The sequence below is a fragment of the Kitasatospora sp. NPDC127067 genome, from assembly GCF_042724755.1.
Lineage (GTDB): Bacteria > Actinomycetota > Actinomycetes > Streptomycetales > Streptomycetaceae > Kitasatospora > Kitasatospora lactacystinica.
In genome coordinates, this window is record NZ_JBHXEM010000201.1 from 1 (window position 1) to 10,555 (window position 10,555).

At 73.4% G+C, this 10,555-nt stretch carries 8 protein-coding genes; 5 read left to right on the plus strand and 3 right to left on the minus strand.

Features of this window, described 5'->3' with window-relative positions; genetic code table 11:
- Window positions 1-125: 125 nt before the first annotated feature.
- The 3 genes from ACFWJ4_RS39305 to ACFWJ4_RS39315 form a co-directional block, all read right to left on the minus strand.
- Window positions 126-2,273, minus strand: coding sequence for an acetoacetate--CoA ligase (locus ACFWJ4_RS39305; RefSeq protein ID WP_380553652.1), 2,148 nt, complete (start codon window positions 2,271-2,273; stop codon window positions 126-128).
- Between the two features lie 68 nt (window positions 2,274-2,341).
- On the minus strand, window positions 2,342-2,896 hold the full coding sequence (locus ACFWJ4_RS39310; protein ID WP_359911148.1) for an NUDIX domain-containing protein: 555 nt from the start codon (window positions 2,894-2,896) through the stop codon (window positions 2,342-2,344).
- A 51-nt stretch (window positions 2,897-2,947) separates the two neighbouring features.
- Complete coding sequence (locus tag ACFWJ4_RS39315) at window positions 2,948-3,844, minus strand: NUDIX domain-containing protein (protein ID WP_380553655.1); 897 nt, start codon at window positions 3,842-3,844, stop codon at window positions 2,948-2,950.
- Between the two features lie 175 nt (window positions 3,845-4,019).
- On the opposite strand from ACFWJ4_RS39315, the gene mmuM reads away from it, so the two are divergent.
- The 5 genes from mmuM (at window position 4,020) to ACFWJ4_RS39340 (ending at window position 10,348) form a co-directional block, all read left to right on the plus strand.
- Window positions 4,020-4,964: a homocysteine S-methyltransferase gene (gene mmuM / locus ACFWJ4_RS39320; protein ID WP_359911143.1), complete on the plus strand. Its 945-nt coding sequence runs from the start codon at window positions 4,020-4,022 to the stop codon at window positions 4,962-4,964.
- Window positions 4,965-5,147: 183 nt separating this feature from the next.
- Entirely contained in the window at window positions 5,148-5,912 is a 765-nt protein-coding gene (locus ACFWJ4_RS39325) for an IclR family transcriptional regulator (protein ID WP_359911141.1), read from the plus strand.
- 324 nt (window positions 5,913-6,236) lie between these two features.
- Entirely contained in the window at window positions 6,237-6,956 is a 720-nt protein-coding gene (locus tag ACFWJ4_RS39330) for an MIP/aquaporin family protein (RefSeq protein WP_380553658.1), read from the plus strand.
- 99 nt (window positions 6,957-7,055) lie between these two features.
- A complete protein-coding gene (gene glpK / locus ACFWJ4_RS39335) occupies window positions 7,056-8,576 on the plus strand; it encodes a glycerol kinase GlpK (protein ID WP_359911136.1) in 1,521 nt (506 codons plus the stop codon).
- A gap of 176 nt (window positions 8,577-8,752) precedes the next feature.
- Window positions 8,753-10,348 carry a glycerol-3-phosphate dehydrogenase/oxidase gene (locus ACFWJ4_RS39340; protein ID WP_359911133.1) on the plus strand — a complete coding sequence of 532 codons (1,596 nt, stop codon included), beginning with the start codon at window positions 8,753-8,755 and terminating at the stop codon, window positions 10,346-10,348.
- The last annotated feature ends 207 nt before the right edge of the window (window positions 10,349-10,555 follow it).

The window sequence follows — 10,555 nt, forward strand, 5'->3', positions numbered from 1 at the left end:
CCCCGGGCCCGCGGCCCCCCTGTTGCCCCCCGGCTTGTCCCGGCCCCGGGGTCACGGGCCACCCGGGTGCGGCCCCCCCCCCCCGGGGGGGGGGGGCCCGCCCCTCTCGTCCGTCCCGGGGCCGGTCAGGCCCGGCGGTCGAGGCGGAGCTGCTCGAAGAAGCGCAGGTGCTCGATGCGGTCGACGGAGCCGGGGTTGACGGCCTGCTCCAGCGGGGTGCCGGAGAGGATGCGCTTGACCGGGACCTCGATCCGCTTGCCGGTGAGGGTGTGCGGGAGGCCGTCGACGGCGATGACCTCGTCGGGCACGTGGCGCGGGGAGAGTTCGGTGCGCAGCGCGGTGCGGATGCGGCCGACCAGGTCGTCGTTCAGTTCCGCGCCGGGGGCGAGGACGACGAACAGCGGCATCCAGTAGCCGCCGTCGGGCTCCTCCAGGCCGATGACCAGGGACTCGGCGATCTCGGGGAGGCGCTCGACGACCTCGTAGATGTCCGAGGAGCCCATCCGGACGCCCTGGCGGTTGAGGGTGGAGTCGGAGCGGCCGTGGATGACGACGGTGCCCCGGGAGGTGACGGTGATCCAGTCGCCGTGGCGCCAGATGCCCGGGTACATGTCGAAGTAGCTGTCGTGGAAGCGGGTGCCCTTGTCGTCGTTCCAGAAGCCGGTGGGCATGGACGGGAGGGGCTTGGTGACGACGAGTTCGCCGACGGTGTCGATGTGCGGGTGGCCCTGGACGTCCCAGGACTCGACGGCGGCGCCGAGGCAGGGGGCCTGGATCTCGCCGACGTGGACCGGCAGGGTCGGGACGCCGCCGACGAAGCAGGAGCAGACGTCGGTGCCGCCGCTGACCGAGGCGAGCCAGACGTCCTCACTGACCTCGTCGTAGATCCAGCGGAAGCCGTCGGGCGGGAGCGGGGAGCCGGTGGTACCGATGCAGCGGACGGCGGAGAGGTCGAGCTCGCGGCCGGGGTGGAGTTCGGCCTTGCGGCTGGCGCCGATATAGGCGGCGGAGGTGCCGAAGACCGTGGTGCCGGTGCGGGCGGCGACCGACCACAGGGCGCCGGCGTCGGGGTGGCCGGGGCTGCCGTCGTAGGTGACGATCGTGGATCCGACCAGAAGGCCGGCGACCAGGAAGTTCCACATCATCCAGCCGGTCGAGGTGAACCAGAAGAAGCGGTCCTGCGGGCCGAGGCCGAGGTGGAGGCCGACCTGCTTGAGGTGCTCGACCAGGATGCCGCCCTGGCTCTGGACGATCGGCTTGGGCAGGCCGGTGGTGCCGGAGGAGTAGAGCACCCAGAGCGGGTGGTCGAACGGGAGCTGGGCGAACTCCGCTTCGCCGTCCGCTCCCGGGGACCGGCCGGAGACCAGGTCGGCCCAGTCGAGGGCGCCTTCGGGGGCCGGGCCGCCGAGCAGCGGGACGTGGACGACGGTGCGCAGCGAGGGCAGTTCGCGGCGCAGCTCGGCGACGACGTCGGTGCGGTCGTGGGCCTTGCCTCCGTAGTGGTAGCCGTCGACGGCGATCAGGACGTCCGGTTCGAGCTGCTGGAAGCGGTCGAGCACGCTGCGGGCGCCGAAGTCGGGGGCGCAGGAGGTCCAGACGGCGCCGACGGCGTTGGTGGCGAGGAGCGCGACGACGGCCTGCGGGATGTTGGGCAGGTAGGCGGCGACCCGGTCGTGGGGGCCGATTCCCTGGGCGCGCAGGGCGGCGGCGAGGGAGAGGACCTGGCGGCGCAGTTCGGCCCAGGTGGTCGGGACCGGGTCACCGCTCGTCTCGTCGACGTGGAGGATGGCGGGCCGGTCGGCGTTGGCCGGGTCCTCGGAGTGGCGCAGGACGTGCTCGGCGTAGTTCAGGCGGGCGCCGGGGAACCACTGGGAGCCGGTGCGGGTCTCGTCGGCGAGGAAGGCGTCGGGCATCCGGGGGTCGGCGAGGACGGCGTCGGGGGCCTGGGTGAAGCGGACGTCGAACCACTGGGTGATCGCGGTCCAGAACCGGTCGAGGTCCTCGGTGGACCAGGCGTGCAGGTCGGCGTAGCGCTGGGCGGCCTGCTGGTCGTCGTCGGCCGGGGCGAGCGGGGCGGCCGGGGCGCCGTGGTGCTCGGCCGCCCAGGCCTGGAAGGCAACCAGGGGGGTGGCGGCGGCGCGAGCGGGGTTGGGGCGCCAGAGCGGCTGGTCCTGCGGTGGGGTGCTCACGGTGGTGGTCTCCCGGCCGGTGGTGGGGACGGGAGGGCTCGTGGCAGACCCGTCCGGTTGGGCTGTCGGTGCAGACCATGCCATGTGATCGGCCGCCGCGCCAGGGTCGGCCGGTGGGGGCCGGGGGCCCGCGCCGCAGGCCGGGCCCGGGGTCAGCGGGGGGTGAACTCGCCGCTGAACCAGCGGCGCAGGACACCCTTGTGGAAGTCCCAGACGAGCGCGGTGTCGGCGGTGGCGAGCAGCCAGCCGTCGGTCTCGTCGGTGGGGCGCGAGGGCGGGAGCTCGGCGAGCGGGCGGGCCGGGAGCAGGCCGCAGAGCACGACGAAGCGGCCGGCGGGGTCGGAGGCGGTGTGGATCAGGGTGACGTCGGCCGGGTCGGCGGTGATGCCGGTCTCCTCGTGCAGTTCGCGCACGCAGGCCTGCTGCCAGCTCTCGCCGTAGTCCATGTAGCCGCCGGGGAAGGCGAGTTCGCCGTAGCCGGGTTCGATGGTGCGGCGGATGACGACCAGGGCCGGGTCGGCGTCGGGGCGGGTGACGGGGAGGACGGTGACCGCGACGGGCAGCGGGTTGCGGTAGCTGATCTCGGCGCAGCCGGGGCAGGTGCGGGGCCAGAGGCGGGTGCCGGGCGGGTAGGGCGTGCCGCAGAAGTGGCAGTGCGAGAACGGCCGGTGGGCTTCGGCGGTGGTCGTCGCTTCGTCAGTGGTCATGGCCGGATGGTAGCCCGGTCGGTCGACGGCGTTGCCGTGGGCCGCCGGACCTCAGGGGGCGCCGGCGGCGGCCGGGTCGTCGCGGGTGGGGCGGAGCAGCGCGGGGTGCAGCAGGCGGGCGTCGCCGGCGTGGTAGGTGCGGGCGCGGGGGCCGCCGCGGGCGCCGCCGCGCTCGGTGGTGGCGCCGGTGCTCTCGACGAAGCCGGGCACGGACAGCACCTTGCGGTGGAAGTTGCCGGGGTGGAGCTTCTCGTCCCAGACCGCCTCGTAGACGGCGCGGAGGTCGGGGATGGTGAAGTCGTACGGCAGGAAGGCGGTGGCCAGCGGGCTGTACTCCAGCTTGGCGCGCACCCGGTCGAGGCCGTCGGAGAGGATGCGGGCGTGGTCGAAGGCCAGCGAGACCGGGCCGGGGCGCCCGTCGACACCACCCCCGTGGGTGTCGGCGGGCGCACCGGCGGCTCGGGACCGGCCGCAGGGCCGGAGGTCCAGGTCGGAGACGGGGTGCCAGGCGGCGGCCGCGGCGTCCGTCCCGGCCCGGGGGTCGGGCAGGTCCGGGGCGAAGGCGAGGTAGGCGACGGAGACGACGTGCATCCGCGGATCCCGCTCGGGGGCGCCGTAGGTGCCGAGCTGTTCCAGGTGGAGGCGGCAGGGCGTGGCCCCGGCCGCGGAGGCGCTCAGCAGGCCCGTCTCCTCGGCGAGCTCGCGGGCGGCGGCCTCGTCCAGGTCCTCCTCGCCGGCCCGCAGGAAGCCGCCGGGCAGCGCCCAGCAGCCCTGGTGGGGCGGGGCGCCGCGCTCGACGAGCAGGACGTGCAGGCCGCCGTGGCGCAGCGTCAGGGCGACCACGTCCACGGTGACGGCGATCGGGGCGTAGGCGCGAGGGTCGTACGCGGCGAGCCACTGCTGCTCGGCTCCGGGCCCGGTGGGGGGCGGTTGGTCGTCCGCTGCCATCGCCGGGCTCCTCTCCGTGGTCGCCGGTGCCACCGGGCCTGTTCTGCCGGTGCTGTTCTTCTCGGGCTGAGCACAACGTAGCGAGTGCGTTCCCCGGCGGCAAATGGTTTTCCTGCCCGGCCCGGGGGCGCCCACCCCTAGGCTGTGACCAGGAACTCTTCCAGAGGAGACCGAGATGCCCACTGCTCCCCCGCCGGACTTCGCCGCCGCGCTGGCCGCCGGTCCGCTGGTGCTCGACGGCGGGATGTCGAACCAGTTGGCGGCGGCCGGGCACGACCTCTCGGACGAGCTCTGGTCGGCGCGGCTGCTGGCGGACGACCCGCAGGCGGTGGTGGCGGCGCACCGGGCGTACTTCGCGGCGGGCGCGGACGTCGCGATAACCGCGAGCTACCAGGCGAGCTTCGAGGGTTTCGCGCGCCGCGGGGTCGACCGGGCGCAGGCCGCGCGACTGCTGGCGCGGAGCGTGGAGCTGGCCCGGGAGGCGGCGCGGCCGGAGCCGGGCGGGCGGCGGCGCTGGGTGGCGGCCTCGGTGGGCCCGTACGGGGCGGTGCTGGCGGACGGCTCGGAGTACCGGGGCCGGTACGGGCTGAGCGTCGCGGAGCTGGCGGACTTCCACCGGCCGCGGCTGGAGGTGCTGGCGGCGACCCGGCCGGACGTGCTGGCGCTGGAGACGGTGCCGGACGCGGACGAGGCGCGGGCGCTGCTGGGGCTGGTGCGCGGACTGGGGGTGCCGGCCTGGCTGTCGTACAGCGTCGAGGGCGACCGGACCAGGGCCGGGCAGCCGCTGGCGGAGGCCTTCGCGCTGGCCGCGGAGGTGGACGAGGTGGTCGCGGTGGGCGTCAACTGCTGCACGCCGCAGGACGCGGACCGGGCGGTGGCGGTGGCCGCCGAGGTGACCGGGAAGCCGGTGGTGGTCTACCCGAACAGCGGGGAGAGCTGGGACGCCGCCCGCCGGGGCTGGTGCGGCGAGCCGACCTTCCGCTCGGCCCGGGTGGGCGGCTGGCTCGCGGACGGCGCGCGGCTGGTGGGCGGCTGCTGCCGGGTCGGGACGGACGGGATCGCGGCGCTGGCGGCGGAGGTGACGGTGCTGCGGGCGCAGCGGGCGGGGGCGGTGGGGTGACGGCGCGGGAGCGGTGAGGGCCCGGCGCGGGGCCGTCCGCGCACCCGGCGGGCCGCGCCGCGGGCGGGAGGGCCGGGGCGGGTTACCCGGGGGGAAGGTGCACGGAGTCCGGGCGGCCTGGCAGACTCGTCCCGTCATCACTGTGGTCGACATTGTCGACCGCCTTTCAGCGCGGAGGTACCCATGCCCGGCCCGATCCAGTCGCTTTCCCGGGCCGCCGCGATCATGCGCCTGCTGGCCGGCGGTGAACGCCGACTGGGCCTGTCCGAGGTGTCGACGGCGCTGGACCTGGCCAAGGGGACCGCGCACGGCATCCTGCGCACGCTGCAGCAGGAGGGGTTCGTCGAGCAGGACCCGGAGACCGGCAAGTACCAGCTGGGCGCAGAGCTGCTGAGGCTGGGGCAGAGCTACCTGGACGTGCACGAGCTGCGGGCGCGGGCGCTGGTGTGGGCGGACGACCTGGCCCGGGCGTCCGGGGAGACGGTCTACCTGGGGGTGCTGCACCAGCAGGGCGTGCTGATCGTGCACCACGTGTTCCGGCCGGACGACACCCGGCAAGTGCTGGAGGTGGGCTCGATGCAGCCGCTGCACAGCACCGCGCTGGGCAAGGTGCTGGTGGCCTACGACCCGGTGGCGCGCGGGGAGCTGGGCGACGGGCCGTACGAGTCGTACACCGTGCGGACGCTGACCGGGGCGGCCGACGTGGACGCCGAGTGCGCGCTGATCCGGGAGCGCGGCTGGGCGGACTCGATCGAGGAGACCTGGGAGGGCGTGGCCTCGATCGGCGCGCTGATCCAGGACCGGCGGCGCAACCCGGTGGGCGCGGTGTGCATCAGCGGGGCGGTCGAGCGGGTCTGCGAGGACGGCTTCGTGAAGCCCTCGCTGGTGGCCTCGGTGCGCAGCGCGGCGCGGGCGATCTCCCGCGACCTGGGCGCCGGGCGGTTCTGAGCACATCCACGGACGGCCCGCCGAGGGCCGTCGATTCGTCACGCTGAGGCGCGGACGGGCGGGAGCCCTGTCCGCGCCTCTGGCGTTTTGTCCCGTTTCGGGGCGCCCCGCTCGGTAACGTCGACGGACCTGCCGAGGCGAGGGTCACAGCTGCGTAACCCTGCCTTGACGTGGGGGCGACCTGGGGAGGAAGCTTCCGCATGACGGTCGACATTGTCGAACGATGGCCGGAGAGATCGCTCCCACAGTGCGCTCATCCGCACAGCGATCGACCGGCCGCCTGCCCCCACCTACCCTCCGGGCCATATGGACAAGGGAGTCTTTGTGTCCGCGTTCTCCAACGGCGACGTCTTCGTCGGCGAAACCCTCGGCACCGCCGCCCTGATACTCCTCGGCGGTGGCGTCTGCGCCGCCGTGACCCTCAAGAAGTCGAAGGCCGTCAACGCCGGCTGGCTGGCGATCACCTTCGGCTGGGGATTCGCGGTCCTCATCGCCGCCTACATGTCGGCTCCGAAGTCCGGCGCCCACCTGAACCCCGCCGTCACCATCGCACTCGCGGTGAAGAGCGGCGAGTGGAGCCAGGTGCCGCTCTACCTCGGCTCCCAGCTGCTCGGCGCGATCATCGGCGCCGTCCTGGTCTGGGTCACCTACCTGGGCCAGTTCAACGCGAACGAAGAGCCCACCCTCGGCATCTTCTCGACCGGCCCCGAGATCCGGAACCCGATCCAGAACGTGCTCACCGAGGTCATCGGCACCTTCGTGCTCTGCTTCGCGATCCTCACCATCGGCACCAACTCCGGCCTCTCCCAGTCCGGCACCGGCACCCTGATGGTCGCCTTCACCGTCGTCGGCATCGGCCTCTCGCTGGGCGGCCCGACCGGCTACGCGATCAACCCGGCCCGTGACCTCGGCCCGCGCATCGCGCACGCCCTGCTGCCGATCCCGAAGAAGGGCGGCTCCGACTGGTCGTACGCCTGGATCCCGGTCGTCGGCCCGATCCTGGGCGGCCTCGCGGCCGGTGGCGTCTACAACGCCATCTTCTAAAGGACGGGTTCGCCCCCGCCGTACACGGGGACTGACCGAACAACGCGCGTCAGGCCCACCCACCCCGTATCCCCCGAACCCGAGCCGAGGACCCTCCCCATGACCTCCACCGGTAACTACATCGCCGCGATCGACCAGGGCACCACCTCCAGCCGCTGCATCATCTTCGGCGCCGACGGCCGGATCGTCTCCGTCGACCAGCAGGAGCACCGGCAGATCTTCCCCCAGCCCGGCTACGTCGAGCACGACGCCGCCGAGATCTGGACCCGGGTGCAGTCGGTCGTCCGCGGCGCGCTGGAGAAGGCCGGCCTGACCAAGGACGACATCCGCGCGATCGGCATCACCAACCAGCGCGAGACCACCGTCCTGTGGGACAAGAACACCGGTGAGCCGGTGCACAACGCGCTGGTGTGGCAGGACACCCGCACCGAGGCGCTCTGCCGCGAGCTCGGCCGCAACGTCGGCCAGGACCGCTTCCGCCGCGAGACCGGCCTCCCGCTGGCCAGCTACTTCGCCGGCCCGAAGATCCGCTGGCTGCTGGACAACGTCGAGGGCCTGCGCGAGCGCGCCGAGGCCGGCGACATCCTGTTCGGCACCATGGACACCTGGGTCATCTGGAACCTCACCGGCGGTGTCAACGGCGGCAAGCACGTCACCGACGTCACCAACGCCAGCCGCACCATGCTGATGAACCTGAACACGCTGGCGTGGGACGAGAAGATCGCCGACTCGATGGGCGTGCCGATGGCCGTCCTGCCGGAGATCCGCTCCTCCGCCGAGGTCTACGGCGAGGCCGTCGGCGACCTGGCCGGCGTCCCGGTCGCCTCCGCGCTCGGCGACCAGCAGGCCGCGCTGTTCGGCCAGACCTGCTTCGACGAGGGCGAGGCCAAGTCCACCTACGGCACCGGCACCTTCCTGCTGCTGAACACCGGCGAGAAGATCGTCAACTCGTACCACGGCCTGCTGACCACCGTCGGCTACCGGATCGGCGACCAGGCCCCGGTGTACGCCCTGGAAGGCTCGATCGCCGTCACCGGCTCGCTCGTCCAGTGGCTGCGCGACCAGCTCGGCATCATCTCCACCGCCGCCGAGATCGAGACCCTCGCCAACACCGTCGAGGACAACGGCGGCGCCTACTTCGTCCCAGCCTTCTCCGGCCTGTTCGCCCCGTACTGGCGCTCCGACGCCCGCGGTGTGATCGCCGGTCTGACCCGGTACGTCACCAAGGGCCACCTGGCCCGGGCCGTCCTGGAGGCCACCGCCTGGCAGACCCGCGAGGTCGTCGACGCCATGCAGAAGGACTCCGGGGTCGAGCTCACCGCCCTCAAGGTCGACGGCGGCATGACCAGCAACAACCTGCTCATGCAGAACATCGCCGACGTCCTGGACGCCCCGGTCGAGCGCCCGTACGTGGCCGAGACCACCGCCCTCGGCGCCGCCTACGCGGCCGGACTCGCCGTCGGCTTCTGGAACGACCTCGACACCCTGCGGGCCAACTGGCACCGCGCCGCCGAGTGGACCCCGCGCATGGACGAGGCCACCCGGGAGCGTGAGTACAAGAAGTGGCTCAAGGCCGTGGAGCGCACCATGGGCTGGGTGGAGGAGGAAGAGAACAACTGACCGACAAGCCGGTCGGGGCCCCGCGCCCCGACCGGCCGCCCGCTGTTCCGGCAACGGGTGTCACCGGGTTCAACCGGCCCGCCGCACCGGGCCGACCGGCCTCTCCCGCAGAGGCCGCACCGCACACGAGAGGAGTAACGGCGCCGCCCGACCCGCGCGCGCCGTACACAACCACCATGGCAACCATTCCGACCCTGGGCGCCGAGCGCACCGCCGGCCACACCGCCTCCCGCGCCGAGACCCGCGAGCTGCTCGGCAAGGCCACCTACGACCTGCTGGTGATCGGGGGCGGCATCCTCGGCACGGCCGTCGCCTGGACCGCGTCCCAGGCCGGCCTCAAGGTCGCCATGGTCGACGCCGGCGACTTCGCCGGCGCCACCTCCAGCGCCTCCTCCAAGCTCGTCCACGGCGGTCTGCGCTACCTGCAGACCGGCGCGGTCAAGCTGGTCGCGGAGAACCACAAGGAGCGCCGCGCGCTCTCCACCGACGTGGCCCCGCACCTGGTCAACCCGCTGACCTTCTTCGTGCCGGTCTACAAGGGCGGCCCGCACGGCGCCGCCAAGCTCGGCGCCGGCGTCTTCCTGTACTCCGCGCTGTCCGCCTTCCGCGACGGCATGGGCCGGGTCTCCACCGCCGCCCACGCCGCCCAGCAGGTGCCCGCGCTGCGCACCGAGGGCCTGCGCTCGGTGGCCGTCTACGGCGACCACCAGATGAACGACTCGCGCGTCGCCGTGATGACCGTGCGCGCCGCCGTCGACGCCGGCGCCGTGGTGCTCAACCACGCCGAGGTCACCGGCCTGCGCTTCACCGGCGGCCGGGTCACCGGCGCCGACCTGCGCGACCGCCTGGACGGCAGCGAGTTCGGCATCGACGCCCGCCTGGTGCTGAACGCCACCGGCCCGTGGGTGGACCACCTGCGCAAGATGGAGGACGCCGGCGCCGCGCCGTCGATCCGCCTCTCCAAGGGCGCCCACGTGGTCGTCAAGCGCCGCTCGCCGTGGCGCGCCGCGCTGACCATCCCGATCGACAAGTACCGCGTCTCCTTCGCCATCCCGTGGGAGGACCACGTCCTCCTCGGCACCACCGACGAGGAGTACACCGGCGACCCGAAGGACGTCCGGGCCACCGAGGCGGACATCGACCAGATCATGGGCGAGGCCGCGCACGCGATCCGCGACGAGCACCTCGACCGCGACCTGATCACCTACTCCTTCGCCGGCCTGCGGGTGCTGCCGGGCGGCCCGGGCGACACCGCCGCCGCCAAGCGCGAGACCGTCGTCACCGAGGGCCGCGGCGGCATGCTGTCGGTCTCCGGCGGCAAGTGGACCACCTACCGGCACATCGGCCGCGCCGTCCTGGAGAAGCTGGCCCACGTGCCCGGCACCAGCCTCGGCGAGGACATGTCCCCGATCGCCCCGACCGTCCCGCTGCCGGGCGTCGGCGCGCCGAACGCGGTGGCGCACCGCCTGCTGATCGACCGTGAGCCGGGCTCGCGGATGGAGCCGCTGGTGGCCAAGCACCTGGCCAGCCACTACGGCACGCTGTCCTTCGACATCGCCCGCATGATCGACGAGAACCCGGAGCTCGGCCGGCCGATCCACGAGGACGGTCCGGACGTCTGGGCGCAGGTCGCGTACGCGGCGGACAACGAGTGGGCGTACACCTCGGACGACGTGCTGCGCCGCCGCACCACGATGACGGTGCGCGGGCTCGACACGCCGGAGATCAAGGCCGAGGTCGAGGCCTTCCTCGCGAAGCGCGGAAACAAGTAGGCACAGCCTCGCGAAGCGCGGAAACAAGTAGGCACAGCCTCGCCAAGCGCGGGAACAAGTAGGCACAGCCTCGCCAAGCCGGTCGAGGCATTCACGGCGGGCGGGCGTCCGGGGTTTCCCCGGGCGCCCGCCCCCCCGTTCGCCGGCCGACCCGGGCGCCGGCCATGTCCGGGGGCTTATAAACAAAAGACGCAGCCGACGAGTTAT

Coding starts and splice junctions, on each gene's coding strand:
- ACFWJ4_RS39315 (WP_380553655.1), bottom strand. CDS start 3,844: ATGGCAGCGGACGACCAACCGCCCCCCACCGGGCCCGGAGCCGAGCAG.
- ACFWJ4_RS39305 (WP_380553652.1), bottom strand. CDS start 2,273: ATGGCATGGTCTGCACCGACAGCCCAACCGGACGGGTCTGCCACGAGC.
- ACFWJ4_RS39310 (WP_359911148.1), bottom strand. CDS start 2,896: ATGACCACTGACGAAGCGACGACCACCGCCGAAGCCCACCGGCCGTTC.
- mmuM (WP_359911143.1), top strand. CDS start 4,020: ATGCCCACTGCTCCCCCGCCGGACTTCGCCGCCGCGCTGGCCGCCGGT.
- ACFWJ4_RS39325 (WP_359911141.1), top strand. CDS start 5,148: ATGCCCGGCCCGATCCAGTCGCTTTCCCGGGCCGCCGCGATCATGCGC.
- glpK (WP_359911136.1), top strand. CDS start 7,056: ATGACCTCCACCGGTAACTACATCGCCGCGATCGACCAGGGCACCACC.
- ACFWJ4_RS39340 (WP_359911133.1), top strand. CDS start 8,753: ATGGCAACCATTCCGACCCTGGGCGCCGAGCGCACCGCCGGCCACACC.